Raw genomic sequence first — 26540 nt, forward strand, 5'->3', positions numbered from 1 at the left:
ACAAGATGCTTTCAAAAGAAACACTACAATTTCTTGATGATTTAAAAGCCAATAATAATCGGGATTGGTTTCTGGAAAACAAAAAACGCTACGAAAGGTTCAAGAAAGACTACCAACAACTAGTTGGGGATTTACTGGACGCGATGAAACCTTTGGATCCATCGCTGGAAATGCTAGAAGTTAAAAATTGTACGTTCAGAATCAATCGCGACATTCGGTTTTCTAAGGACAAAACGCCTTACAAATCGCATTTGGGAATCTGGCTTTCGTCTGGTGCGAAAGGGCTGAATCGTTCCGGCTATTACATTCATCTGGAAAAAGGCGCGAGTTTTATTGCCGGCGGATTGTACTGCCCGGAATCCCATGACTTAAAAAAAATGCGCAAAGAAATAGCATTTTTTCATGAGGATCTGGAAGCTATTCTTGAGAAGAAAGATTTCAAAAAAGAATTTAACAACTTTGATCGTAATGAAAAAAACACCCTGAAAAACCCGCCACGAGGGTACGAAAAAGAACATCCGGCTATTGAATTATTAAAACTAAAAAGTTTTGAGTCTTCACAGAAAATTGATTTTTCGGCAGCTGCCAAAAAAGATTTTGTTGCCGTAATGAGTCAAAAACTGATTGTGCTAAAACCATTGAACGATTTCATCAATCGAGCCTTAACTTCCGAGTAATTCAAATGATATCGACAAAAAAGAGAAGGATACTTTTTTTGGGGGAATCCTACAGAGCCGATGCCATCACCTGGATGAATGGACTCAAGGAATTTGGTGATTTCGAAATTATAACATGGGAATTAAAAACGCCTAGCGATAGTTTTAAGAACCGAATACTACGGATTTTCGAATTTAAATTTGCTGTTTTAAAAATCAGAAAAATAATCCAACTGCAAAAACCGGATATGGTAATTGCGGAACGAACCACCAGTTATGGTTTTCTTGCTGCATTGTCCGGAGTAAAACCAGTTGCAATCGCACAACAAGGCGGAACAGATTTGTGGCCGGAAAAATCTATTTCACTTCCATTAAAAAAAATAATTCAGCATTACGCTTTCAAAAAAGCCGATTTAATTCACGCTTGGGGACCCGTGATGATTTCATCTATGCTGGAGGCTAAAGTTGACATGAGTAAAGTTTTGGTATTACCAAAGGGAATTGATTTGGTGCAATTTGGCAATCAAAAAACTGCCAATCCTGAAAAAATTTGCGCTATCGTCACCCGCTCTTTGATGCCTGAATACTGCCATGCTATTGTTTTAAAAGCGTTTGCTGTTTTAAATCAAAAAGGGATAGATTTCGTCCTTACCATTGTAGGAGACGGAACACAACTTTTTAAATTAAAAGAGTTAGCTAAAAAGTTAAACATTGAAAATAAAGTCAATTTTACCGGAAGAATTCTGAATACGGAATTGCCAAAGCTATTGCAAGAATCAAACATTTACATCAGTATGCCCGTAACGGAAGGCGTTTCGGCATCCTTATTTGAAGCAATGGCAACTAATTGTTATCCAATTGTAAGTGCTATTTCCGGAAATAAAAGCTGGATTAAACACCGCAAAAACGGGCAATTAGTCCCCGTAGATGATTACAATAAACTTGCCGAAGAATTAATTTGGGCATTTGAAAACGATAAATACCGAAACGAAGCTGTTTTTATGAATAGAAAAATTGTTGAAAAAAATGCTGATTATAGTATTAACATGAAGATTATTGCCCATAAATACCACGAATTAATCAACCAAAATCAATCCAATTAATTATGTGTGGAATTAATGGAATCTTGCATTTACAATCTCAGAAAAAAGTAAACGAACGCGTTCTTACTAATATGCGGGATTCTCTGAAACATCGCGGTCCGGATGACAAAGGATTATTTATAGCAAACAATATTGGTTTTGGACACCGAAGACTTTCAATCTTGGATGTTTCAGTAGCCGGACACCAGCCTTTCCTATCCGAAGACGGAAGATATGTGCTCATTTATAATGGCGAAATTTATAACTACAAAGAATTTTATCCAGAGTTAAAAAGTAATGGATTTGATATCAGAACGACCTCAGACACGGAGGTTTTGATGAAATTATTTCAATTGTACGGTTTAAAAATGCTCCACCGCCTAAATGGTATGTTTGCTTTTGCTGTTTGGGATACATTAGAAAAAAAGCTGACTCTTGTTCGAGACAGAATGGGCGTTAAACCGCTATATTATTCTTTTTACAACGAGAGCTTTTATTTTGCATCGGAACAAAAAGCACTTTTCACGGCTGGAGTTCCGCTTAAAATGGCGCAAGACGGACTGGAAGAATATGTTTTTAACCGATTTGTAGCTGGAGAAAACACGCTGTACCTACACGTAAAAAAGGTACTGCCTGGCAATAGCCTAATTATTGAAGAAGGCGGAAAAACCATTATGGAAAACTGGTGGAATCTAAAAAAGGAAATTCAAAACCAACCTGAAATAAAAAATCCAGTCGAATGGTTTCGGGAAACCTTTGATGATTCTGTTAAAATGCGCATGGTAAGCGACGTGCCTGTAGGTGTTTTATTGAGTGGTGGACTGGATTCCTCCTCTATTTTAGCCTCGTTACACCACCAGAAATACAACGGCATCCAGACCTTTAATATGGGTTTCAAAGAGAAAGAACACAATGAAGCACATCTGGCAAAAATGATGGCCGAGAAATTCGATTATGGATTTCAAACTATGCAATTAGAGGATGAAAATCTTTATAACCAGTTACTACGTTCCACTTATTTTCAGGATGAACCCATCATGCATTTAAGTGAACCGCACCTTTTAGCGGTATCTCAAATGGCAAAACCTTCCGTAAAAGTATTGCTTTCCGGCGAAGGTGCTGATGAGTTAATGGGTGGTTATGTACGCTACAAAACCCTACAATATCCCTCATTATTGAATTCTATTGCAGCCATTGGCAATCTAGATTTTTTTACAAAAAAACCACGCTACGAGAAGTTAATGCGTTATGCTCAAATTAGTAAAAAATCTGATTTGGTTATTTATAATGGCTCTACTATTTATCCAAATGATATTGCGGAAACTTTTGGAATCAATACCCCTCCTGAAAACGAATACCGAAAACAAATTTATAAAGAAGCAAAATCTTTGTATCCAGATAACTTACGGAGACAAGCCCTTTATTTTGACCAACACACCTATTTATGCTCACTTCTGGACAGGAACGATCGCTGTACAATGGGCGCATCCATTGAATGCAGGGAACCATTTTTGGACCCAAGATTAGTTGTCGGTCTCGGATCATTGGATGACAAGTGGCTCTTCTCAGGAAAAAAATGGAAATTCATTCTAAAAAAAGCAATGGAAGAACGTTTACCAAATGAAATTCAGAAATTCAGAAAAGTAGGTTTGAGTGCGCCTTGGGGCGATTATATCACAAAGAGTCCCGCCTTTAAAGACGAACTAGAGTCTTTCGCAAAAAGTGATCTGTTTCAAATCCCTTATTTTGAACATATTCACATCCAGAAACTGATAATGAATTTACAAAAAGGAGACACCAGAATGACGCCGTACATAATGCCGTTGTTTATGATGCATATCTGGATGAAAACGTATGCAACTAAATTTTAATCCTTACTTTTGGTGCAGGATTCAACAACACAAAACGCCCTTTCTTTTATGGAAATAGTACCTAATTTCTCTTTAAAAAAATACAACACATTTGGTATTGAAGCCAAAGCAAAACAGTTTGTCGCCATTCATTCTATACAGGATTTGATAACTATTTTACAAGAAAATAAAACGCAGCAAAAATTTATTTTGGGCGGAGGTAGCAACATGCTTTTGACAAAAGACATTGATGCCCTTGTGATTCATATCGATTTGAAAGGCAAAAAAATCCTTGAAGAAAACGAAGACTTTGTGTGGGTCAGAAGTCAGGCGGGCGAAAACTGGCATGAATTTGTGCTTTGGACCATCGATCAAAATTTTGGAGGATTAGAAAACATGTCGCTAATTCCCGGAAATGTAGGGACTACGCCGGTCCAAAACATTGGTGCTTACGGAACTGAAATCAAAGATACTTTTGTTTCCTGTGAAGCAATGACGGTAGCAAATCAGGAAATAAAAATTTTCACAAAGGACGAATGTCATTTTGGTTACCGGGAAAGTATTTTCAAAAACGAAATAAAAAACCAATACATCATTACATCAGTTGTTTTTAAATTGACTAAAAAGAACCATAAAATCAATACTTCTTACGGCGATATTTCGGCTGAATTAACCAAAAATAACATCAGCAATCCGACTTTAAAGGACGTCAGCAATGCTGTAATTACCATTCGACAAAGCAAATTACCCGATCCGGCAGCATTGGGAAACAGTGGCAGTTTCTTTAAAAATCCGATTCTGTTAAAATCCGATTTCGAAAAAATTTACAAGAAATTTCCTGAAATGAAATATTTTGATATTTCAGAAACTGAAGTAAAAGTTCCTGCTGGATGGCTGATAGAACAGGCCGGTTTCAAAGGAAAACGTTTTGGCGATGCCGGAATCCATAAAAATCAAGCGCTGGTTTTAGTGAATTATGGTCATGCAACCGGACAGGAAATTTTGAATGTTTCTAAAAATATTCAGGACACTATTTTTAAAATTTTTGGCATCCATATTGAGGCCGAAGTAAATGTGATTTAGGTGCTAGGCATTAGTCCAATAAATTTTAAAATCGTTTTACTAATCCCTATTCCTAATTCCCAAAAACCCAATCCTAAAATGTACACTCCAGAAATCTACAAAAACGAAAATCAGGAAGAAATCAAAAAATTTCTGCAAGAGAATAGTTTTGGTATTTTAATCAATCAAACCAATGGGAAATTGTGTACCACACATATTCCTTTGGAACTGGAAACCAACAAAGAAGGCAAGGAAATTTTATGTGGGCACATTTCTAAAGAAAACCCACAATGGAATGGTTTTATAGACAACGACGAAATTTTAGCTGTATTTTCCGGACCTCACAGTTATATTTCTTCTTCTTGGTACGATCATGAAAATGTTCCAACATGGAACTATATTGCGGTTCATGTGTACGGAAAAATAAAAATTATTGAAGGAGAAGCCATCATTGAATCCTTAAAAAAACTGGTCGATAAGTACGAACAGAATTCTGAAAACCCGATTCGTATAGCAGATTTATCTAAAAAAACCATGATGCAAACTCGCGGTATTGTCGCCTTTGAAATTGAAATAACTGAAATTCAAGCCACAAAAAAATTATCTCAAAACAGAGACGAAAAAAACCATCAAAACATCATTTCTGAGTTAGAAAAAACAAAAGATTTTCAGTCAATAGCAGTTGCAAATGAGATGAAGAAATGCCCACTATAAATTCTTTTAAAAATCATAATTTATAATTTACAATTCATAATTCTATTCATACCTTTGCACTCTGCCGTCCCGAAGCTTCGGGATCGGGGATTTAAACACTCATTAAACTCAGATGCTTATACTAATTCTTTACTTTTTTATTTTTATTATTGCGGTTCAAATTTTATATTATCTAGGTGTTTTTGGGAAATTTGCTTTCGCCAAAATCCAAAAAATAACACCAAAAAGAATCCCCATTTCAGTTATTGTTTGTGCCAAAAACGAAGAAGAAAATGCAGCAAATTTCATCCCTTTACTGGCGGAACAAAACTATCCTGATTTTGAAATTGTCTTGATTGACGATGCCTCAAGTGATGCTACTCTGGCTATTTTTGAAGGTTTTGAAAAACAATATCCAAATATTCGTTTGGTAAAAGTACAAAACAACGAAGCCTTTTGGGGAAACAAAAAATATGCGTTGACATTAGGAATAAAAGCCGCAAAAAAAGAGTATTTACTATTCACTGATGCGGATTGTTATCCCACTTCAAAGGACTGGATAACAGCCATGAGTTCTCAATTTACGATGCAAAAAACTATCGTGTTGGGGTATGGGAAATATGAAAAAATTGCCAATTCTTTCCTGAATAAAATAATTCGTTTTGAAACTTTGTTAACCGCGATTCAATATTTTTCCTGGGCAAAAACAGGACATCCGTACATGGGTGTAGGAAGAAATTTAGCGTATAAAAAAGAAGAGTTTTTCAATGTAAATGGTTTTATTGATCACATGCAAATTCGTTCCGGTGACGATGATTTATTTGTAAACCAGGCGGCAAATGCTAGAAATACCACTATTGCTTTCACGCCGGAAAGCATTACGCTTTCCAGACCAAAAAAAACTTACAAAGACTGGCTGATTCAAAAAAGACGACATGTGGCTACGGCAAATTATTACAAACCTTTTGATAAATTACAATTAGGTCTGTTTTACTGTTCGCAATTGTTATTCATTTTATTGCCCATTGTATTGCTGTCTTTTCAATTCCAATGGATATTAGTGCTTAGTTTAATTGCGCTTCGGTATCTTGTAACATGGATTGTCATCGGATTTTCGGCAGGCAAATTAAAAGAAAAAGATGTTGTATATTGGTATCCAATAATTGAATTGGTATTGCTATTTACTCAAATCAATGTTTTTATAACAAATACATTCTCAAAACCAGTCCATTGGAAATAAACGAACAGATAGAAAAAGCAAAACAAGGCGATCAAGTTGCCTTCACTTTTCTGTTGAATCATTACTGGAATGAAGTATATGGTTTTATGCTGAAACGCACCGAAAACGAAACCAATGCCGAAGATATCACCATTGAGACGTTCTCGAAAGCTTTTGATAAAATAGCCACTTACAATGCGGAATTCCAGTTCAACACCTGGCTTATTGCTATTGCAAAAAACGTTCACATCGATTTATTGCGGAAAAAAAAATCGAGTCTTTTTGTAGAAATTACCGATGAACACGACCAGCAAGCCTACAATATTGCCGACACTACTCCATCTGCGGAAGATGAATTGATAACGGAACAAAATCTTTCCCGATTACTGCAATTCATTAAAGAATTGAAACCCCATTATCAAGAGGTGATACAGTTGCGTTATTTTCAGGAAATGAGTTACCAGGAAATTGCTAACAAGATTGATGAGCCGCTAAGTAATGTCAAAATTAAGTTGCTTCGTGCCAAGAAATTATTGGCAGAAATCATTAAAAGTAGAAGGTAAATTTATCTTAAAGAATATAGCAAATCTATTTTTTGATTTTCAAATTTATTATCTAAACCAAAAGAATATAAAAGCCTCAAAATTATTATTGGAAATATCAAAAAGGGTAACTTACTTAAAAAGTTTATCTTGTTTTTTAAATTCAATATATGTCTATTATCAGACTCGTCACTATTCCAAAAAAAGTAAAATAAACTAACGGTCTTCCTATAATATCTCCTTCTTTATAATTACTTACATATCCTTGAGAATTTTCTACATCTTCACAACCATGAAAAACATATACTTCATTATTCCATAAAACTCTAACAAATTGAATAATTCCAAAAATGAAATAGAAAACAAATAGTAGATATAAAAAAGATTCCATTCATTTTGAAGCTTTTTTATACCTGATTTTTTTTACGAGTGTACCTTAATCTAATTGAGCTCTGATGGTAGTGGTATCCCTTGCCGCCATTTCGAGAAACATAGCAAAAAGCATGGATATACCGAAAATCAGAACGACTACTTCCTAAGAAAAGCGACTCTAGTACTGCCAAAGTATCCGTATCTCTTTATTCAAATAAACAACGAAACGAATCTACAAATAAACTCTATTCCTTATCTTTGTACTTTGAAAATTTAAATATGGAAATAGTTTTAGAAAATACTTTACCAACTGCAAAGCCAAAATGGTTGAAGGTAAAACTCCCAATAGGAAAAAAATACACTGAGCTTCGTGGCTTAGTGGACAAATATAGCTTAAATACAATTTGTGCCTCCGGAAGTTGCCCTAATATGGGTGAATGCTGGGGTGAAGGAACAGCAACTTTTATGATTCTGGGAAACACTTGTACGCGCTCTTGTGGTTTTTGCGGGGTAAAAACAGGAAGACCCGAAACCGTAGATTGGGATGAGCCCGAGAAGGTAGCGCGTTCTATCAAAATCATGAATATCAAACACGCCGTGATTACCAGCGTTGACAGAGATGACTTAAAAGATGGCGGCTCAATCATTTGGATAGAAACCGTAAAAGCCATTCGAAGAATGAACCCCAATATAACACTGGAAACGCTGATTCCTGATTTTCAAGGTATCGAAAGAAATATTGACCGTATCGTAGAAGCCAATCCTGAAGTAGTTTCGCATAACGTAGAAACGGTACGCCGATTAACCCGTGAAGTCCGCATTCAGGCAAAATACGACAGAAGTTTAGCCGTATTATGCTACTTGAAAGAAAAAGGAATTAAGAGAACAAAATCAGGTATTATGCTAGGTCTGGGCGAGCAGGAAGCCGAAGTTTTTCAAACCATGCGGGACTTGCGGGAAGCCAATGTGGATATTGTTACAATAGGTCAGTACTTGCAACCCAGCAAAAAACATTTGCCGGTAAAAGAATTCATAACACCCGATCAATTTGCAGTATACGAGAAATTTGGTTTAGAACTAGGGTTCCGTCATGTAGAAAGCGGACCATTAGTACGTTCCTCATATAAAGCACAAAAACATATTTTATAAATAGTTTATTCGTTTATTTGTTTAATCGGTTAACCAAATAAACGAATAAATGAATAAACGAATCCATTTGAAAACAAGAATTGCCATAAATGGTTTTGGAAGAATCGGCCGAAATTTATTCCGATTACTTTTAAACCATCCCTCAATAGAAGTTGTTGCCATAAATGATATTGCCGACAAGAAAACAATGGCCCATTTAGTGAAATATGATAGTATTCACGGGGTGTTACCCTTTACGGTCAGCGATGATGAAAAAGGAATTCTGGTAGACGGAAATCATTTTTTGTTTTTCCATGAAAAAACCATTTCCAATCTGGACTGGAAAAGTGTAGACATTGATTACGTAATCGAATCCACAGGTAAATACAAGACTTTTGAAGCGCTGAATGCCCATATCTTGGCTGGGGCCAAAAAAGTAATCCTTTCCGCACCATCAGAAGTAGACACTATCAAAACAGTCGTTTTAGGTGTCAATGACTGTATACTTGACGGAACGGAAACCATTATATCAAATGCCAGCTGTACTACCAATAATGCCGCTCCAATGATCAAAGTAATCAATGACCTTTGCGGTATAGAACAAGCCTACATTACTACGATTCACTCGTACACCACAGACCAGAGTCTGCACGACCAACCACATAAAGACTTGCGTCGCGCCAGAGGAGCAAGTCAATCTATTGTACCCACAACAACTGGCGCTGCAAAAGCGTTGACAAAAATATTTCCCGAGTTTGAAGGTAAAATTGGCGGTTGCGGCATCCGGGTACCTGTCCCTGACGGCTCCTTGACTGACATCACATTCAATGTAAAGCGCACAGTAACAATACAGGAAATAAATGCCGCCTTCAAAAATGCTGCACAAACTACTTTAAAAGGTATTTTAGATTATACCGAGGACCCAATTGTTTCAGTTGATGTCATTGGCAATAAAAATTCTTGTATATTCGACGCTCAACTCACTTCGGTTATTGATAAAATGGTAAAAGTAGTTGGATGGTATGATAATGAAATTGGTTATTCATCCAGAATAATTGACCTAATACTATTGACAGAAAATAACCACGAAAAAATTTAATTACAAATGAATTATTTTTTCGTGTTTATTATTGTTTTTTACTCCTCACTGTTTCCTCAATCTACAGAGAAAACGGACAGTATTTTATATTACACTAGTTAAGGAACTCCAGCATTCAAACTAACAATTAAAAGAGGCACTGCTACACCCTCAAAAAGCAATCCTTTATGCGACTCGAAATAAAAACATAGAAGATCAAGCACTTCAGAATTATAATCTGGGTAAAATTTATTTTGATTTAAAAGAGTATGATAACGCCATAGAAACGTTCTCTAAGAGCGCTACTTTATTTTCAAGTTTTAAACCCCTCTGAATGCCATCAACGGAATTACCCATTTGTTATTGGTAGAAAACCCAAATGAAATTTAATCAACAATGCGCTAAAATTTACACAAAACGGAGCCGTACACGTAATTACCAAACTGCACTCTTTGCAGAATGAAAATGCAACTTTATATTATGAAATTACTGATGCCGGAATTGGAATCCCCGAAGATAAACTGGCAAGTGTTTTTGACAATTTTTCCCAAAGTTCCATAGAAGTAAATCAAAAACATGGCGTCACGGGGCTAGGATTAACTATCGTGAAAAATTAATTAAAATACTGGGCGGCCAAATTAAACTAAAAAGTACTGTTAGGAGAAGGATCTACATTTTCATTCCTGCTGGACTTTAAAATAAGCGAACAACCACTACAAGAAGAAACCAAACCAAAAGCAAACTATGATTCAAAATTGTTGAATAAAAAATACTTTGGTAGAGGACAATAAAATCAACCAAATGATCACTAAAAAGATACTCATCTATAAAGGGAATCATTTGTGAATTAGTTGACAATAGAGAAGATGCCATTGATTTAGTTCGAAAAAGCAAATTTGACTTGGTTCTTATGGACGCTCATTTACCGGGTATCAACGGCACAATCGCTACAGAATTGATTAGAATATTTGATAAAACCACCCCCATCATAGCGTTTACGGCGATCACATTGCATGAAAACCGCAAAATGCTCTTGTCTTTTGGAATGAATGAAGTCATTACAAAACCGTTCGCCCCAGAGGAATTTTACATAACAATCGCTGAATACATCTAGTCATTAATAGTTTAAAATCAATTCTTTAATAAGACTCCTCACTTGCGGTTCAGCTTTTTTTGCTGCTTCCAATACTTCATCGTGTGAAATAGTGCCAATACTTTCTTCATTACCCATATCCGTAATTACAGAAATTCCAAAGGTCTCCAGATCCATGTGACGGGCCACAATTACTTCAGGAACGGTTGACATCCCAACACAATCTGCACCAAGAATCTTGACCATTCTATATTCAGCCAAAGTTTCAAAAGTAGGCCCTTGAAGCCCCAGATAAATTCCTTCATGAACCTCGATATGAAGTTGCTTAGCTAATTCAGTCGCTTTTGCAATCATTTTTCTCGAATACGGCTCACTCATATTTACAAAACGAGGTCCAAAACGTTCGTCATTTTTCCCACGTAAAGGGTGCTCCGGCGTCATATTGATGTGATCCGTAAGCATCACAATAGAGCCTACTTTATAAGCCGGATTCACACCGCCTGATGCATTTGAAACCACTAATTTCTCAATCCCTAAAAACTTCATCACTCGCACCGGAAAAGTCACTTCAGTCATCGAATAGCCTTCGTAAAAATGAAACCGTCCCTGCATGGCCACTACTTTCTTACCGCCTATTGTTCCAAAAACCAAGGCCCCTTTATGACCTGGTACCGTCGATACAGGGAAATTTAAAATTTCATTGTAGGGCAGTGTATATTCTACCTTCATTTCATCGGTAAAACTCCCTAATCCTGATCCTAAAATCACACCATATTCTGGCGTAAAATCAATTCTTTGCTTAATGTAACTAACGGTTTCCTGTACTTGTTCCCACATAATCTGTAATTGTTTTATCAAAATTTTCACTCCCGGAAATAAAAGTACTTTTTATAGGCAGATAAAAGAGTTGTCCGCTTGGTAAACTTCCTTTCAATCGCATATAATCTTTTTCGGTAGTGATAATCATGTTGTTTTGAGCTAACTTTTTAATTTCTAAAATGTCTTTATCGGTAAAATTATGATGATCCGGAAAAGACAAACAGACCTCATTAGTATCCTTAAAATAGGCGAAAAATGGTTCCGGTTTTGCAATTCCTGCCACTAGTACCTTAGCAGCATCTTGAATTTCATTCCCCTTTATCTTTAAATTTTCACCATAAATATAACCATCGTATGCTATAAAAGTAAAGTATAATTCTTGATTTTTACCAACTTTTAGCCTCTTTTTAATGTCATCCTGCTCCTCAAATGAAAGGTTATGAGGACATTTAGTCACCATAATCACATTCGCTCTTGCCGCTCCGCTTTTGCTTTCGCGTAAATTCCCGGTTGGCAACATACAATCATCCGAATATAAATCACCATAAGAAGTCAATAAAATATAAAAACCCGCTTTTACTTTTCGATGTTGAAAAGCGTCATCAAGCAAAATCACTTCTGGTTTTATGGATTGCGAAAGCAATTGCTCTATTCCATTTTTTCTGTCGGCATCAACCGCAACTTGAATCGATGGGAATTTTTGATAAAACTGAAAAGGTTCATCTCCCAAGGTTTCTGCATTCGAAGTGGCTTCTGCCAAAATAAAACCTTTCGATTGCCTTTTATAGCCTCTACTTAGTGTAGCAATTTTATATTTATCCGAAAGCAAGCGAATCAAATATTCAATTTGGGGCGTTTTTCCGGTTCCTCCAACACTAAGATTCCCAACAGCAATAATGGGCAATTCAAACGAGTATGATTTTAAAACCCCTTTATCGAAAAGAAAGTTTCGAATACACGTTACTAAACCATACAAAACGGCAAAAGGGAATAGTAATTTTCGAAGTAAATTCATTTTACGAAAGTAGAATAAATTATCTTTGATTTAAAAATCTAACACAGATTTCACAAATTTTCGCAAATTAAAAATAACTTTAAATCTGTGTATAAATATATATCTGTGTAAATCAGAGTCAAAAACATGAAAATCAAAGAAATAATAGACGTACTCGAAGAAATGGCGCCACTCGCATATGCTGAAGATTTTGACAATGTAGGACTATTGGTTGGCGATCAGGAAACGGAGGCTACAGGTATTTTAGTTTGCCATGATGCTTTAGAAAATATAATTGACGAAGCGATTGCAAAAAAATGCAATCTGGTGGTTTGTTTTCATCCCATCTTATTTTCTGGATTGAAAAAAATAACGGGTAAAAACTACGTGGAACGCGCTGTTATCAAAGCCATAAAAAATGACATAGCTATATATGCCGTTCACACTGCGCTAGACAATCATCAAGAAGGTGTAAATAAAATATTTAGTGATGCATTAGGATTAATACATACTAAAATCCTGATTCCAAAGCAAAACTTCATTCGGAAATTAGTAACCTACACGATTCCTAAAAATGCGGAAGAAGTACGAAATGCCCTCTTTGACGCAGGAGCGGGAACGATTGGGAATTATGCTAATTGCAGTTTTAATTCGAAAGGAATTGGAACCTATATGGGAAACGAGCACAGCAATCCGCAAGTTGGAGAACGATTTGAATTTGTACAAGGTGACGAAATCAAAATCGAAGTCACTTTCGAAAAACATTTAGAAAAAAAAATCCTGAAAGCCTTATTCAATAGCCACGCCTATGAGGAAGTGGCCTATGAAATTTATGAATTGCAAAACCAACACCAAAATATTGGCTTAGGCATGATAGGCGAATTAAAAAATCCCATGAATGAAAAAGAGTTTCTGCTTTTTGCAAAAGAAAAAATGGAGTGCGGCGGAATTCGGCATTCCGGTTTTACAGGTGCAACAATTAAAAAAGTAGCTGTGCTTGGCGGAGCGGGAAGTTTTGCCATAAAAAATGCAATTCAGGCCGGAGCAGACGCCTATTTGACTGCCGATTTGAAGTACCATCAATTTTATGAGGCCGAAAACAAGTTGCTTTTGGCCGATATAGGACATTTTGAAAGCGAACGTTATACAAAAAATTATATTGTTGAGTATCTTCGGAAAAAAATCCTTAATTTTGCAGTTATTTTATCAGAAGAAAATTCAAATCCAGTTAAGTACTTATAGAATATGGCGAATACGAAAGAATTAAGTGTTGAGGACAAGTTAAGAGCAATTTATGATTTACAACTTATTGACTCTAGAATTGACGAAATCAGAAACGTAAGAGGAGAACTTCCTTTAGAAGTAGACGATTTAGAAGATGAAGTTGCAGGTTTAAGCACCCGTTCAGAAAAACTGAAAGGAGAACTCGAAGTTGTTGAGGATCTAATCAAAGTAAAAAAGAATGCAATTGATGAGCACAAAGAGTCCATCAAAAAATATACTAAGCAACAAGAAACGGTTCGTAACAACCGAGAATTTAATTCGTTGACTAAAGAAATTGAATTTCAAGAATTAGAAATTCAGTTGTCTGAAAAACAAATTAAAGAAATGAAAGCTTCAATCGAACACAAGAAAGAAGTAATTTCTAGTTCTAAAGAAAGATTAGAAGCGAAGTCAAATCACTTAAAGCATAAAAAATCAGAGTTAGACGCCATTATGGCAGAAACAGCTAAAGAAGAAGCGTTCTTAACTGAGAAATCACAAGAATACCAAGCTTTAATAGAAGAACGATTGCTAAAAGCATACACTAGAATCCGAACAAGTGTTCGCAATGGTTTAGCTGTTGTTTCTATCGAAAGAGGAGCCTCTGCAGGATCTTTCTTCACGATACCCCCACAAACACAGGTAGAAATTGCTTCCAGAAAAAAAATCATTACTGATGAACACTCCGGAAGAATATTAGTCGACAGTGTATTGGCTGACGAAGAAAAAGAGAAAATGGAACAATTGTTTTCTAAATTCTAATTATAGTTAAGTCCCGATACCAATCGGGACTTTTTTTTATGAAAAAAATACTTTATTATCTGTTTACTAAAACTATTGGATTATACGTAAATTTATTAAGCTACGTATTTCTTGACAAGGCAACCCAACTTGCTTATTCTCTTTTTAGCGAACCCCGAGAAGGCAGGCTTACTGCTGCAAAACTTCCTAAAATACTACAAGAAACAGCTGCGGAAACTTTTCAGCATAACGGACACGACATTCAAACCTATACTTGGAAAGGAAATAATACTGTAATACTCCTCGTGCATGGATGGGAAAGCAATGCCTCACGCTGGAAAAAAATGGTACCCTATTTAAAAAAATCCGGTAGTACAATCATAGCAATCGACGCTCCTGCTCATGGCTTATCAAGTGGAAAGGAATTTAATATTCCCCAATATGCGAAATCTATTGATTTTATAGTTCAAAAATTTAAACCGCAATACCTAATTGGCCATTCCTTAGGAGGAAAAACCTGCTTGTATTATCAATCTGTTTATCAAAACAACACTATTGAGAAAATGGTGATTTTAGGATCGCCGAGTGATTTCAAAATTATTCTCGATAATTATATTGCAATGTTGAGTTTAAACTCTAAAATTTCAAAAGGACTTGAAGCACATTATCTACACCATTTTAAACTAAAACTTGAAAAATTCTCAGCCAAGCATTTTGCTACTAAAATAAAAACAAAAGGATTAATCGCTCATGACACTAATGATACAGTTGTTTTATTTGAAGAAGGAAAAAAAATAGCCAGCACCTGGAAAAATTCTATTTTTATTGAAACTAATGGGTTAGGGCATAGCATGCATGACGATGGGTTGTATAAAAAAGTCTCCCGCTTTTTATTTGAAACGGAGTAGAACAAACACCATCAGAATAGTATGATCGTTATGCCATTTCTGCTTTGTCCAAATGACAAAGATTATACAAAACTCCTATAACTATTTCCAAATTCATTACTTTTGTATCATGGAAGAAAATCTAAAACGACTCAATAAATTCATAGGAGAAACCGGGTATTGCTCCCGCCGCGAAGCTGACAAAATCATTGCAGAAGGTCGAGTAACCCTCAATGGAGTCGTACCGGAATTAGGCACTAAAGTTTCACCAAATGATGAAGTGCGTATTGACGGTAAACTAATCCGTGAGAAAAACGAAAAACCTATTTATCTTGCTTTCTACAAACCGGTAGGAATCGAATGCACTACAAATCTGGAGGTTCGCAATAATATTGTAGATTACATCAATTACCCCAAACGTATATTCCCTATAGGACGATTAGACAAAGCCAGTGAAGGATTGATTTTTATGACCAATGACGGCGATATCGTCAATAAAATACTACGTGCAAGAAACAATCACGAAAAAGAATATACCGTAACGGTCAACAAACTCATCACCGATCGTTTTATTGAAAAAATGGGAAATGGCATACCAATTTTAGACACCGTCACCCGAAAATGTAAGGTAGAAAAAATTAGTTCTACCATTTTTAAAATCGTGTTGACACAAGGTTTAAACCGTCAAATTCGTAGAATGTGTGAATACCTGGGGTATGAAGTTACGGCATTAAAACGCATCCGAATTATCAATATTTCGCTGGACATTCCTGTGGGTCGTTTCCGTGATTTGACTGATGCCGAAATCAAAGAATTAAACGAACTCATCGAACCTTCGATCAAAACCGAAGAAGCCAGTTTACCAAAAACAGAAGTGCCAAAAAGAAGAACGGAATTTATCAAAAGAGATGATCCTAGATTTAAAGGACGAGGCGATTATTAAACAAAAAAAATCCCATTCACATCTGAATGGGATTTTGCTTTTACTTACTAGTTACAAATTCATAATACAACGCTTTAGACAAAAAAGAATTGGATTGCATGCGACTAATTTCCTTCTCTCTTGTAAGTTCAATGTATTGACCTTTTAAATTATTTCGTAAAAAATAGGCTCTACGTATTTCATCATTAAAATTTAATCCGGATAAAAACATAGGCTCTACCCCTTTGTTTACTGAAATGTTATAATTTGTAATTAGATTCCCCCAATTCACAAAACTGCATAAAAGAATCGTTCCGTAAAAATACCAAACCATTTGACTGAAAAGATAGGCATTCGTTTTTTGATTTATAATTTTTAAAAAGGTAAAAATTAATCCAATAATTGCCAAAATCAGAAAAGCAAATACACCCACTCTTTTATAGGTAAAACCAAAATTAGAAATATATTCGGAGTTTTTGATGAGCGTACTAATAATTAAAATTCCATTTAGAAGAATCCAAATTTTAGCTAATCGTTTCAAATTATTTGCTTTTACATCAAAATTAAATCCTCCTTTAAAATAAAACAAGACCACACCTACCGCCATAACAATAGAAAAAATGACAGCATTTACTCTTTCGTGAGTAGCTGCGCTTAATGTGGATGTTTGAATTGTTTCAAAAAACTGCTCGTAGTTATAGGTCGCTATAAACACCAAAAGCATAACATTCAAAAGCACTAAGGTAATCTCGCCACTCTTTCTTTCGAAATCCAAATCAAGAAATGAAAATGAATTTAGATTTTGCATTTTGGCTTCATCCTTAAAATCATTGTCCAGTAAATCATTCTTTTTATAACAAACCTCCGGAATCCAATAATTCCATAAAGTGAATGAAATAAAAAAACCTAAAACGGTCAGTACAAATACTTGCCAAGGATCTATATCTAAATAATAATCAGTAAAGAAAGAGGAAAAATGATCGCTTCCAAAAGAATATACAATTAAGAATAACCCAAGAAATAGGACTGGAATAACAAAATAAGCAATCAGTTTTTTAGCAAAACCGTTGTTTATTTTTGGCTTAGGAAGATATTGGCTGAACATAAATATGCGCCCTAACGAAGCGATTCCGTTGACAAACACCAAAGGAAGAGCCTGTAACAATTTAAGTTTTGGCTCCTGAGTTTTGAATTGTAAAAAAATAATCGACAAAGCCATGGCAAAAAATGATGAAAGGTCTCCATACCAGGCAAATGCAAAGCAAGACATAACCGATGTCACTACTAAAAGCAAATGCATCCTGCTGGTGAATTTCTCTTGAAAAAAATAACATATTAAGACGGTTTGCACCATCCCGAAAATGGCCAAATTGAGACCCAAATCCTCGTTGTAAAAAAGCAGTGTAAAAACCAAACTACTGGTTAAAATAAAATATAATTTTTTCATAATAAAAATTTAAAGTACTTTGTAATTCAAAGTAAAAAGTTAAAAAAACGAGTTATTCGGATTTGATTAATTTTTCAAGACTATTCAAGTGCGAAACAAAAGCAACTCTACCCCTATTGGTAACGCGATATGAGGTTTTTGGTTTTTTACCGAAAAATTCTTTTTTTATCTCTATGTATCCTGATTTTTCCAATGCCGAAGAATGACTCGCTAAATTTCCATCTGTGCTATTCAATAACGATTTCATTTCTGTAAAATCAATCCAGTCGTTTACCATCAGAACAGACATAATACCTAATCTGACTCGACTTTCGAAGCTTTTATTTAATGTGTCAATGATTCCCATTTCTATTTATATTTTTTGAACATAACTAATCCGTATAGAACATGCAAAATTCCAAATCCTATTGCCCAAAAAACAAGTCCAAATCCAAGATAAAAAAGGGAAATACATCCTAAAATAATCTCACATATACCCAAGTATCTTATATCCGAAAAAGTATATTTTCCAGCATTAACAAGTGCTAAACCATAAAATAATAAAGTAACAGGAGCAATTAAAGCAAATAATTGATGGTATAAAAGCGCTGTACAAAATACGCCTCCAACTAATAAAGGAATCGCTAGATTTAGTACCATCTTCTTTGTAGTAGCAGTCCAAACCGGCAAATCAAACTTTTTACTTTTTCTCAAAGTAAAAAACATACCGGATCCCAATGCTAAGATCAAAATCACCAAAGCAATGAAAACTAATTCGGTTATTAAATCATAGCTATACATCTTTTGACTACCATCAAAATATTCAATACCATTATTTTTAAACAATTGATACGCATAAAATGATCCCGCTAATGCAAATAACCCGGCAAATACTCCTGACAAGCCACTTAATGAAATAAATCTGGAAGAGCGCTCCATCATGGAACGAATATGCGATAAATCTTCTTGATGTTTTTGGCTCATAAATAAAGTACTTTGGAATACAAAGTTAATTATTATTTTAGATTTTAAAATATAAACCGATTTAATTTTAATACAATTTACAGAATAGATATTTATTAAATGGAAATGTCTTCTATTTAAAGGAAAAGATTAGCGTCAAAAATTTCGTTTTCTACAAATCTATTTTGAGCCCGCATCCCAACCTCTTTTAATCGAACCAATAGTAGAATCCCAGTCGTAGATTGTTTCGGTAATAAAAAAGGTAGCAAATCCTAAGAAAAATATTTTTATATCTCTATTTGTAATTTTCATTTTTATTGTATTTAATAATTTTTCTCAATATATAAACTATTCTATCAAAGACATAGAAGAAATAAGATTATAAATATTAATGACGTTATTTTTTTATAATTTCCATTCAACATCAACTCTTCAAAATACAAAAGGAGGTTATCAAAATTAACTTTTAATAATCTCCTTTTGTATAAGTACATTATCTATTTTACTTTTTTAGAGACTGTTCCGCCTTTGGCACTGGAAACGTTTACCGTTGCTCCTGAAGGATTTCCTTTAACGATCCATCTTACTTTTACATTACCCATCCCTTCAATAATAGGTACTGCAATGGTCTCTGGACTGAATTTTTGTTCTGTAAATAAATTCAAATCTTCGTTTTGAACTGTCATACCCGCTACAACGGTACTACCCGCTAAACTGATATAATTAGGACGCTCTATCTTGTTTTTTACATCATGTCGCGAATGGGTTGGAATGATCCTTGTATTCATAATTGTGGCAGTCACTGCAACTAAATCCCCTGAAAGCTTTTCAGTTTCAATACCTACAATTTCTAATTTTGGAGTCTGATACGCATGGTACAATGAAAACGCCATGTTTCTGTGTGCATCTTCCTGGATCATGAACCCCGGATGATTCCGAATGTAATTCTTTTTTGGACCTCCTATTTCAATATCGCCAAACTGCGGATGATTAAACTCCTTCCATTCTACATAGCCATCACCAAACAACAGGTATTTATCAAATTCATTAAATTCATCATTATCCCATCGTCCAGCGGTATTTTTTTGGTTAAATAACTTATAGGAAGTCATCAATTCATTACTAAAAGTAAATATCCCTCGAGTCAAAGACAAAAAATCAATTTCTCCACCATAAACAGTGTACAAGTCTTTGTGAATTACAAAATAATTATAACCCGGAATCATTTTTTCTCCTAACTTTCCAATATTATCGTACACTTCAATATCTTGTGGAGCAAATAACGCATCGTCTTCTGCAGCGCCAGGACCTCTTAAAAACATTCCGCCGTAATTATGGTAGCTTTGTGCTCCGGCGATATTGGGATGATTGATAATAAAGGCTTTTATAGCACGGGTTTCAGGAAGTGTACCTGGATAAAACAATGCCCCATTTTGAACATAATTAGGTTGCCAATTCCATCCCCAATCTCGGTTTGGATCATACGTCCCAATCAAATCCTCATTTACTAAACCATCTTTATCGTTATCTAAACCTTCATACCCTAACATTTCATAGTCTCCTATTTCATCTCCTTTGACCTGATACATGCGAGTAGGATATTTAGGATCTGTTTTCCATCGTCCTGTTTTTGATTTTCTGCGCATCATCACGATATTCCCGTCGTTATCTAAATCATCAAGCGTATCTTCATTCACCAGACCATCACCATCATTATCAAAAGGACGCATTCCTGAACGAGAGGTATTAGAGTTGTTCGGTTTGTAAATAAAATTTTCCCGCCCGTCAGGACTGATAGTCATTACAATATAAAACACCTTTTCTTTTAATAAAGTATTTATGAATTTAATAGTTTGAAAACTCTCCGCTAAATACCATGCCGTATACATGGCAACCTCAACACCTTGCATTTCATTTGCGTGAATTCCGCCATCGATATAAAAACCAGGCTTGTTTTCAACTTTATCGGAATCGAAATCAGAGATCGTTAATACCCAAAGATCTCTTCCTTCATAGGATTTCCCTACGGATTCCATTTTAACTAAATTTGGATAGGCCTTCACCAAATCTCTTCCTAGCTGAGTCACCTGTGCATAATCATGGTACTGATCCCAAGTCATTTTTACTTTGGGATTAGCAGGGGAACCAATGGCACGGATGCCATTTAAATCTTGTGGAGCAATACCATTTTTTTGAGCATTAGTAACCCAAAAAACAAAACTGAACAAGCTGAATAGTATGTATTTTTTCATTTTTTTACTTTTTATCGGTGAGGATTCAATATCCTTTTTTATTTTTTTGAAGTCAACTTATTATTTCAAATCAGCAATTACCTCTTTAAATCCTGCAGTGGCACAACCTGTAGTGATCGTCACTTTTCCTGTACCTGAAATCAGCCATGAATATTCCTCTGATTCATCCGCTTGCATACTATTACGGATAAAATATTTCCTGCCAGAAACCATGATTTGATTTTTTTGGAGTAGAATTTCTGTTTTCATTTTAGAAACAAATCGGATTTTATCTCCTATTTCAGTATAAGTAGGCAGCAACCCTTTATTGGCCACTTTTATAGTGACGCGGTATAAGTTCTCCTTTATCTTTTCTACTTCGGGAACATTTGTTTCAATTTTTGGCATGGCTGCCAAAAGTTCTTCCACAAAAAGCACATGTTTATTCGCTGTTTCTTCTAAAAATTTCACAGGTGGATTGTTCAGAGCATAAGGGATAAAACCTCCTACTTCTACTTTTTGATTTGGAAAATCAGGATGTTTAATAACTGACCAGTCAACAAAAACATTTTTTATATTTTGGCTATCAGCCCATTTTAAAAAAGAGACTTCTGAATTCAATTCCTCTTTATCTTTTTCTGCTGGCTTTTCTAATTTAGAATACAGCGAATCTTTTTTAGCCTCTACTTTAGGAACCCACCAGCCTGGTGTTGAAAAACTGAATCTCCCTGCATGGAAATAAGCGGTTTGCGCAAAATTTCCTTTGGTCATCGGCATTTTAGGGCCGCCTTTGATTGTCGCTTTTTGGGTATATAATTTAGAAACCTGCTCTGCTGCTTTACTATCTTTTTCTAACCATCCTTTAATAATTCTAGAACTAGCTAACTTACTATCATACTTTGGAGTCTCAGATAAATTATTGTGCATCCCAAAAGTAAGTACACCATAAATATTCTGATTCAAATATAAAAAATCAAGAAGTGCCCTGGTTTCTGGCTCAGAAGCTACATAAACTCCTGCCCCTTTTTCGAAAGCAGGATAGTCAAAAGTAAAATTTTTGTCGATATTGACTCCTTCTGAAAAATCTTCATTAAACATTCCGTCTTTATCGGTATCAATTCCCTCTGAAATTAAAACATACTTGCCAACCTGATTTTTTGTTGGATCTGCTTTTATTAAAACACGGGAATCCTCTGGGCTTTCAATGAAACTTCCTGTTACATCTTCAATCCGAAGTTGCGTAATTAAACCATCTTTATTTAAATCTTCAAAAGGGTCTTCGCCTATTTTACCGTCTCTGTCATCATCTGTTTTGTTATCGTTACCGCGCTTTTCCATTTTTACAGCACCAAAAGCAGCATCTATGGCATCCGGATTTACAGCAGGAACAAAATAAATCGTTTTTTCTTTTAAAATCGCAGCTAACTTCTCGTTTTTCAATACGTTATCAATCATTTTTAAGGTGATCTGTGTACCAGCACGGTATTTTCCGTCAAGCCCGGCTGTGATAAGCAAAGCTGGTTTTGGAGTGGTTGATTCGGAAATTGTTACTACCCATATTTCTCTGCCTCCACTACTTTTACCAATTGATTTTACAGTGCAATATTTACTTTTGGCGTCAAGCTCTTTTAGACTTTTAGTAAGGTTTTCATAGTTCAAGTAGTCCTTTTGAGCGTGAGTGATACCAAAACAAAGTACGAATAAAAACAGTAATTTTTTTCTCATTAGATAGTAATTTATTTGAGAAATAAATGTAGTTTATAAATTTGGCCTATCCTAAATTATGCGAAAAATATTTCATAAAGCCATCATTAACAAGGCGCTTTAACTCTAAAAAAGACCATTATTTGGTGTATACAGCTATTATTTAACCCTAAACATAGTATTATACTTTTATTTCAAAATCATTATTTTGGAAAATTAAAACTTTTTGATACACTATTAAAGTAAATCCATAGTCTCAGGAATAGTGAAATTTAAAGTTGAAATCTATTTCTATCAAAACCATCTTTTTCTTTTGAACAAAAACACACCAAAAGCAGATAATAAAACAGATACAGAAATGACAATCCAGATTCCATAACGATTGTCTTGTAAATCATTAGGCACATTCATTCCGTACAAACTGGCAATCAATGTTGGAATCATCAGAATAATCGAAATCGAAGTCATCTGCTTCATAATCGTATTCATGTTATTAGAAATCACAGAAGCGTACGCATCCATAGTTCCCGTTAAGATGTCGCTATAAATATTAGTGGTTTCCTGTGCCTGACGCAATTCAATTTCAACATCCTCCAGTAAATCTAAATCAAAATATTCTTTTTGGGACTTTATATTCTTGATTCGATGCAATAGGATATCATTCCCTTTCAAGGAAGTCATAAAGAATACCAAACATTTTTCTATTTGAAGCAACGCTTGTAATTCTTCATTTTTAATTGACTTTTCTAAATTGTCCTCGGCTAATCTTATTTTTTGATTGACTTGCTTTAAATATTTCAAAAACCAAACACTGGAAGAAAGCAATAATTTGAGCACTAAATCGAAGTTGTCTTTAATGTTTATATTCTTACGTTTGGTATAGGTTACAAAATCAGTAAGCATTTCCGTTTTATGAAAACTGATGGTAATACAAACTTCTCCTTTAAAAACAACTCCAACAGGAATCGTATGAAAAGGCAACTTCACATCATTACTCTTCACAGGAATTCGCATGATAATCAAAGTCCAACCATTTTCAATTTCTATCCTTGGTCTTTCGTCAATATCTTCAATGTCGTTATAAAATGCTTCAGGAATTTGTAATTCGTCGAGTAAATATTTTTTTTCGGCTTTGGTAGGACATTCAATATTTATCCAGCAGTTTGGAGTCCATTCAGCGGTGGCAATTAATCCGTTATTGTTTTTGTAAAAAGCTCTCATTTCAAAAATTCTATAGGTTTATGTACAGCCTCTTGAAAATCGTTCAAGCGCTATATTAGTTCAACATTTCCGAATAATAATCGTCCATTTTAAAGGTCTTTTTTTAAGTGGTACAAAAGTATTCTTTAAATTCTATTTCCGCATCAATTATCAGAATTTTATACATTTTTAAACTAAAAAAAGCCTTAAACTGGTGTCTAAGGCTTTCAATCAAAACTATTTTCTCTTTATTTATTTCTTTTCATTTCCCGTGCCAAAAGCGTATTTTTCAATAACATTGCAATGGTCATAGGTCCTACTCCACCCGGAACCGGAGTAATAAACGATGCTTTTTTACTTACATTTTCAAAATCAACATCACCGGTAATCACATATCCTTTTGGATGTGAACTATCTTCCACTCTGGTAATACCCACATCAATAACCACAACACCTTCTTTCACCATATCTGCTTTTAGGTAATTAGGAACTCCTAAAGCCGTAATAATGATATCGGCATTTTTAGTGTATTCTTCTATATTTTTGGTTCTGCTGTGCGTAAGAGTTACAGTTGAATCCCCTGGATAACCTTTGCGACTCATCAAAATACTCATTGGTCGACCCACAATATGGCTTCGTCCAATAACAACAGTATGTTTGCCCGCTGTTTCTACTTTGTAACGTTCTAACAATTCCATTATTCCATAAGGCGTTGCAGGCAAAAACGTTTCCATTTCTAAAGCCATTTTTCCAAAATTGGTTGGATGAAATCCATCCACATCTTTATCAGGATCAATAGCCATCAGAATTTTCTGCTCGTCGATGTGTTTGGGCAAAGGCAATTGAACAATGAAACCGTCTAATTCATCATCTTCATTTAGTTCTTTGATTTTTGCCAATAATTCAACTTCCGAGATGTCTTCCGCTAAAGAAACCAATGTAGATTCGAATCCTATTTGTTGACATGATCTTACTTTGCTGCCAACATAAGTCAAACTTGCGCCGTTTGATCCAACAAGAACCGCTGCTAAATGAGGCACTTTCTGCCCGTCAGCTTTCATTTTCTGCACTTGAATAGCAATCTCGCTTTTTATATCTTCCGCAGTTTTTTTTCCGTCTAGTAATTGCATTTTTATTTAGTTTAATGTATTAAAGCCGAAAGTCTTAAAGTCATTACAACTTTAAGACTTTCGGCTTTTGACTCATTTTATCTCATTCCTGGCATTCCACCTTTCATACCACCCATCATTTTCATAAGGTTTTTACCTCCTGGCCCTTGCATCATTTTCATCATCTTGCTCATTTGTTCGAACTGTTTCATCAATTGATTCACCTGTTCGATTTTGGTACCGGAGCCTTTAGCAATTCGGGCTTTTCTTTTCACGTCAATTAGAGCCGGCTTGCTCCTTTCAACTGGAGTCATCGAGTGAATAATAGCTTCAATATGTTTGAAAGCATCGTCTTCTATTTCCACATCTTTCATGGCTTTTGAAGCACCTGGTATCATTCCAACCAAATCTTTCATATTACCCATTTTCTTTACTTGTTGAATTTGAGAAAGGAAATCATCAAAACCGAATTCATTTTTGGCAATTTTCTTTTGGATTTTTCGTGCTTCTTCTTCATCAAATTGCTCTTGGGCTCTTTCGACCAAAGACACAACATCTCCCATTCCCAAAATTCTTTCGGCCATACGAATTGGATAGAACACATCAATGGCATCCATCTTTTCCCCTGTACCTACGAATTTGATTGGTTTATTAACAACTGATTTGATCGAAATTGCTGCTCCACCACGCGTATCTCCATCTAATTTAGTCAAAATAACCCCATCAAAATTTAATCTTTCGTTGAAGGTTTTTGCTGTATTCACAGCATCTTGTCCGGTCATTGCATCCACTACAAACAAGGTTTCTTGTGGCTCGATGGCTTTATGAACACGTTCTATTTCGTTCATCATTTCCTCATCGACAGCTAAACGACCAGCAGTATCGACAATCACGACATTGAATCCATTTGCTTTTGCATGTTTGATTGCGTTTTGAGCAATTTCAACCGGATTTTTATTTTCTGGCTCGGAATATACCTCCACTCCTATCGAATCTCCAACTACATATAATTGTTGAATTGCCGCTGGACGGTAAATATCACAGGCCACCAAAAGTGGTTTTTTGTTCTTTTTTGTAAGAAGATAATTCGCTAATTTCCCCGAGAAAGTAGTTTTCCCCGAACCTTGCAAACCAGCCATCAAAATAACCGTTGGATTCCCGGAAAGATTGATTCCGGCAACATCACCACCCATTAATTCTGTCAATTCATCTTTTACTAACTTTACTAGTAATTGTCCAGGTTGAAGCGTTGTCAATACATCCTGTCCAATTGCTTTTTCTTTTACTTTGGTGGTAAAATCTTTGGCGATTTTAAAGTTGACATCCGCATCAAGCAAGGCTCTTCGAACTTCTTTCAACGTTTCGGCTACATTTACTTCCGTGATTTTTCCGTGACCTTTAAGTATATGAAAGGCTTTATCTAGTTTATCGCTTAAATTATCGAACATACTTTTTTTTCTCTTTAATTAAGGCGCAAATTTAAGCATTTGATTTTGAAGTTTAAAT

The 26540-nt window shown here is 35.2% G+C and carries 27 protein-coding genes; 16 read left to right on the top strand and 11 right to left on the bottom strand.

The window, feature by feature from the left end:
- Positions 1-5 precede the first annotated feature (5 nt).
- From EKL99_RS04265 to EKL99_RS04320, 12 genes are all read left to right on the top strand, one after another.
- Positions 6-677 carry a DUF2461 domain-containing protein gene (locus tag EKL99_RS04265; RefSeq protein ID WP_126555047.1) on the top strand — a complete coding sequence of 224 codons (672 nt, stop codon included), beginning with the start codon at positions 6-8 and terminating at the stop codon, positions 675-677.
- Between the two features lie 5 nt (positions 678-682).
- Positions 683-1759: a glycosyltransferase family 4 protein gene (locus EKL99_RS04270; protein WP_126576454.1), complete on the top strand. Its 1077-nt coding sequence runs from the start codon at positions 683-685 to the stop codon at positions 1757-1759.
- A gap of 2 nt (positions 1760-1761) precedes the next feature.
- Positions 1762-3609, top strand: a complete 1848-nt coding sequence (gene asnB / locus EKL99_RS04275; protein WP_126576455.1) for an asparagine synthase (glutamine-hydrolyzing) — start codon at positions 1762-1764, stop codon at positions 3607-3609.
- Positions 3610-3657: 48 nt separating this feature from the next.
- Positions 3658-4671 (top strand): UDP-N-acetylmuramate dehydrogenase, encoded by a 1014-nt coding sequence (murB, locus tag EKL99_RS04280; protein ID WP_126576456.1) that lies wholly within the window; start codon positions 3658-3660, stop codon positions 4669-4671.
- A 78-nt stretch (positions 4672-4749) separates the two neighbouring features.
- Positions 4750-5364, top strand: a complete 615-nt coding sequence (locus EKL99_RS04285; RefSeq protein WP_126576457.1) for an FMN-binding negative transcriptional regulator — start codon at positions 4750-4752, stop codon at positions 5362-5364.
- Between the two features lie 112 nt (positions 5365-5476).
- Positions 5477-6583: a glycosyltransferase gene (locus EKL99_RS04290; RefSeq protein WP_126576458.1), complete on the top strand. Its 1107-nt coding sequence runs from the start codon at positions 5477-5479 to the stop codon at positions 6581-6583.
- Positions 6574-7125, top strand: a complete 552-nt coding sequence (locus EKL99_RS04295) for an RNA polymerase sigma factor (RefSeq protein WP_126461508.1) — start codon at positions 6574-6576, stop codon at positions 7123-7125. Before EKL99_RS04290 ends, EKL99_RS04295 begins: the two co-directional genes overlap by 10 nt.
- Before the next feature lie 630 nt (positions 7126-7755).
- Entirely contained in the window at positions 7756-8625 is an 870-nt protein-coding gene (gene lipA / locus EKL99_RS04300; protein WP_126555059.1) for a lipoyl synthase, read from the top strand.
- Positions 8626-8692: 67 nt separating this feature from the next.
- Positions 8693-9703 carry a type I glyceraldehyde-3-phosphate dehydrogenase gene (gap, locus tag EKL99_RS04305; protein WP_126461511.1) on the top strand — a complete coding sequence of 337 codons (1011 nt, stop codon included), beginning with the start codon at positions 8693-8695 and terminating at the stop codon, positions 9701-9703.
- Between the two features lie 217 nt (positions 9704-9920).
- On the top strand, positions 9921-10016 hold the full coding sequence (locus EKL99_RS14870) for a tetratricopeptide repeat protein (RefSeq protein ID WP_255416340.1): 96 nt from the start codon (positions 9921-9923) through the stop codon (positions 10014-10016).
- Between the two features lie 109 nt (positions 10017-10125).
- Entirely contained in the window at positions 10126-10299 is a 174-nt protein-coding gene (locus EKL99_RS04315) for an ATP-binding protein (RefSeq protein ID WP_231507380.1), read from the top strand.
- Positions 10300-10553: 254 nt separating this feature from the next.
- Entirely contained in the window at positions 10554-10796 is a 243-nt protein-coding gene (locus tag EKL99_RS04320) for a response regulator (RefSeq protein ID WP_231507381.1), read from the top strand.
- 3 nt (positions 10797-10799) lie between these two features.
- Here EKL99_RS04320 and EKL99_RS04325 read toward each other — a convergent pair whose 3' ends face one another.
- Entirely contained in the window at positions 10800-11612 is an 813-nt protein-coding gene (locus EKL99_RS04325) for a purine-nucleoside phosphorylase (RefSeq protein WP_126563854.1), read from the bottom strand.
- Complete coding sequence (gene lpxK / locus EKL99_RS04330) at positions 11584-12609, bottom strand: tetraacyldisaccharide 4'-kinase (protein ID WP_126576461.1); 1026 nt, start codon at positions 12607-12609, stop codon at positions 11584-11586. Before lpxK ends, EKL99_RS04325 begins: the two co-directional genes overlap by 29 nt.
- A 126-nt stretch (positions 12610-12735) precedes the next feature.
- Here lpxK and EKL99_RS04335 point away from each other — a divergent pair, with 126 nt between their 5' ends.
- From EKL99_RS04335 to rluF, 4 genes are all read left to right on the top strand, one after another.
- Positions 12736-13830: a Nif3-like dinuclear metal center hexameric protein gene (locus tag EKL99_RS04335; RefSeq protein WP_126461523.1), complete on the top strand. Its 1095-nt coding sequence runs from the start codon at positions 12736-12738 to the stop codon at positions 13828-13830.
- Positions 13831-13833: 3 nt separating this feature from the next.
- A complete protein-coding gene (locus tag EKL99_RS04340) occupies positions 13834-14613 on the top strand; it encodes a zinc ribbon domain-containing protein (RefSeq protein WP_126453591.1) in 780 nt (259 codons plus the stop codon).
- A 38-nt stretch (positions 14614-14651) separates the two neighbouring features.
- Positions 14652-15500, top strand: a complete 849-nt coding sequence (locus tag EKL99_RS04345; protein ID WP_126461526.1) for an alpha/beta fold hydrolase — start codon at positions 14652-14654, stop codon at positions 15498-15500.
- A gap of 109 nt (positions 15501-15609) precedes the next feature.
- The gene (gene rluF / locus EKL99_RS04350) at positions 15610-16422 is read left to right on the top strand and encodes a 23S rRNA pseudouridine(2604) synthase RluF (RefSeq protein WP_126562297.1); all 813 of its coding nucleotides are present in this window, start codon (positions 15610-15612) and stop codon (positions 16420-16422) included.
- 40 nt (positions 16423-16462) lie between these two features.
- Here rluF and EKL99_RS04355 read toward each other — a convergent pair whose 3' ends face one another.
- The 9 genes from EKL99_RS04355 to ffh form a co-directional block, all read right to left on the bottom strand.
- Positions 16463-17848: a DUF4173 domain-containing protein gene (locus tag EKL99_RS04355; protein ID WP_126576462.1), complete on the bottom strand. Its 1386-nt coding sequence runs from the start codon at positions 17846-17848 to the stop codon at positions 16463-16465.
- A 52-nt stretch (positions 17849-17900) separates the two neighbouring features.
- The gene (locus EKL99_RS04360; RefSeq protein ID WP_126576463.1) at positions 17901-18194 is read right to left on the bottom strand and encodes a transcriptional regulator; all 294 of its coding nucleotides are present in this window, start codon (positions 18192-18194) and stop codon (positions 17901-17903) included.
- A 2-nt stretch (positions 18195-18196) separates the two neighbouring features.
- Positions 18197-18811 carry a hypothetical protein gene (locus EKL99_RS04365; RefSeq protein ID WP_126576464.1) on the bottom strand — a complete coding sequence of 205 codons (615 nt, stop codon included), beginning with the start codon at positions 18809-18811 and terminating at the stop codon, positions 18197-18199.
- A gap of 159 nt (positions 18812-18970) precedes the next feature.
- The gene (locus EKL99_RS14760) at positions 18971-19102 is read right to left on the bottom strand and encodes a hypothetical protein (RefSeq protein ID WP_255416280.1); all 132 of its coding nucleotides are present in this window, start codon (positions 19100-19102) and stop codon (positions 18971-18973) included.
- A 185-nt stretch (positions 19103-19287) separates the two neighbouring features.
- The gene (locus EKL99_RS04370) at positions 19288-21042 is read right to left on the bottom strand and encodes a M14 family metallopeptidase (RefSeq protein WP_126576465.1); all 1755 of its coding nucleotides are present in this window, start codon (positions 21040-21042) and stop codon (positions 19288-19290) included.
- 60 nt (positions 21043-21102) lie between these two features.
- The gene (locus EKL99_RS04375) at positions 21103-22746 is read right to left on the bottom strand and encodes a M14 family metallopeptidase (protein ID WP_126568756.1); all 1644 of its coding nucleotides are present in this window, start codon (positions 22744-22746) and stop codon (positions 21103-21105) included.
- Between the two features lie 273 nt (positions 22747-23019).
- The gene (locus EKL99_RS04380) at positions 23020-23946 is read right to left on the bottom strand and encodes a magnesium transporter CorA family protein (RefSeq protein WP_126461538.1); all 927 of its coding nucleotides are present in this window, start codon (positions 23944-23946) and stop codon (positions 23020-23022) included.
- 227 nt (positions 23947-24173) lie between these two features.
- A complete protein-coding gene (locus EKL99_RS04385) occupies positions 24174-25055 on the bottom strand; it encodes a bifunctional 5,10-methylenetetrahydrofolate dehydrogenase/5,10-methenyltetrahydrofolate cyclohydrolase (protein WP_126461541.1) in 882 nt (293 codons plus the stop codon).
- A gap of 77 nt (positions 25056-25132) precedes the next feature.
- Complete coding sequence (gene ffh, locus EKL99_RS04390; RefSeq protein ID WP_126461544.1) at positions 25133-26482, bottom strand: signal recognition particle protein; 1350 nt, start codon at positions 26480-26482, stop codon at positions 25133-25135.
- Between the last annotated feature and the right edge of the window lie 58 nt (positions 26483-26540).

The organism is Flavobacterium sp. ZB4P23 (assembly GCF_003970375.1).
Taxonomy (GTDB): domain Bacteria; phylum Bacteroidota; class Bacteroidia; order Flavobacteriales; family Flavobacteriaceae; genus Flavobacterium.

Bases quoted from the DNA above. Each gene is read 5' to 3' on its own strand.
- EKL99_RS04265 (WP_126555047.1), top strand. From the start codon at position 6: ATGCTTTCAAAAGAAACACTACAATTTCTTGATGATTTAAAAGCCAAT.
- EKL99_RS04270 (WP_126576454.1), top strand. From the start codon at position 683: ATGATATCGACAAAAAAGAGAAGGATACTTTTTTTGGGGGAATCCTAC.
- asnB (WP_126576455.1), top strand. From the start codon at position 1,762: ATGTGTGGAATTAATGGAATCTTGCATTTACAATCTCAGAAAAAAGTA.
- murB (WP_126576456.1), top strand. From the start codon at position 3,658: ATGGAAATAGTACCTAATTTCTCTTTAAAAAAATACAACACATTTGGT.
- EKL99_RS04285 (WP_126576457.1), top strand. From the start codon at position 4,750: ATGTACACTCCAGAAATCTACAAAAACGAAAATCAGGAAGAAATCAAA.
- EKL99_RS04290 (WP_126576458.1), top strand. From the start codon at position 5,477: ATGCTTATACTAATTCTTTACTTTTTTATTTTTATTATTGCGGTTCAA.
- lipA (WP_126555059.1), top strand. From the start codon at position 7,756: ATGGAAATAGTTTTAGAAAATACTTTACCAACTGCAAAGCCAAAATGG.
- EKL99_RS04325 (WP_126563854.1), bottom strand. From the start codon at position 11,612: ATGTGGGAACAAGTACAGGAAACCGTTAGTTACATTAAGCAAAGAATT.
- lpxK (WP_126576461.1), bottom strand. From the start codon at position 12,609: ATGAATTTACTTCGAAAATTACTATTCCCTTTTGCCGTTTTGTATGGT.
- EKL99_RS04335 (WP_126461523.1), top strand. From the start codon at position 12,736: ATGAAAATCAAAGAAATAATAGACGTACTCGAAGAAATGGCGCCACTC.
- EKL99_RS04340 (WP_126453591.1), top strand. From the start codon at position 13,834: ATGGCGAATACGAAAGAATTAAGTGTTGAGGACAAGTTAAGAGCAATT.
- EKL99_RS04345 (WP_126461526.1), top strand. From the start codon at position 14,652: ATGAAAAAAATACTTTATTATCTGTTTACTAAAACTATTGGATTATAC.
- rluF (WP_126562297.1), top strand. From the start codon at position 15,610: ATGGAAGAAAATCTAAAACGACTCAATAAATTCATAGGAGAAACCGGG.
- EKL99_RS04355 (WP_126576462.1), bottom strand. From the start codon at position 17,848: ATGAAAAAATTATATTTTATTTTAACCAGTAGTTTGGTTTTTACACTG.
- EKL99_RS04360 (WP_126576463.1), bottom strand. From the start codon at position 18,194: ATGGGAATCATTGACACATTAAATAAAAGCTTCGAAAGTCGAGTCAGA.
- EKL99_RS04365 (WP_126576464.1), bottom strand. From the start codon at position 18,811: ATGAGCCAAAAACATCAAGAAGATTTATCGCATATTCGTTCCATGATG.
- EKL99_RS14760 (WP_255416280.1), bottom strand. From the start codon at position 19,102: ATGAAAATTACAAATAGAGATATAAAAATATTTTTCTTAGGATTTGCT.
- EKL99_RS04370 (WP_126576465.1), bottom strand. From the start codon at position 21,042: ATGAAAAAATACATACTATTCAGCTTGTTCAGTTTTGTTTTTTGGGTT.
- EKL99_RS04375 (WP_126568756.1), bottom strand. From the start codon at position 22,746: ATGAGAAAAAAATTACTGTTTTTATTCGTACTTTGTTTTGGTATCACT.
- EKL99_RS04380 (WP_126461538.1), bottom strand. From the start codon at position 23,946: ATGAGAGCTTTTTACAAAAACAATAACGGATTAATTGCCACCGCTGAA.
- EKL99_RS04385 (WP_126461541.1), bottom strand. From the start codon at position 25,055: ATGCAATTACTAGACGGAAAAAAAACTGCGGAAGATATAAAAAGCGAG.
- ffh (WP_126461544.1), bottom strand. From the start codon at position 26,482: ATGTTCGATAATTTAAGCGATAAACTAGATAAAGCCTTTCATATACTT.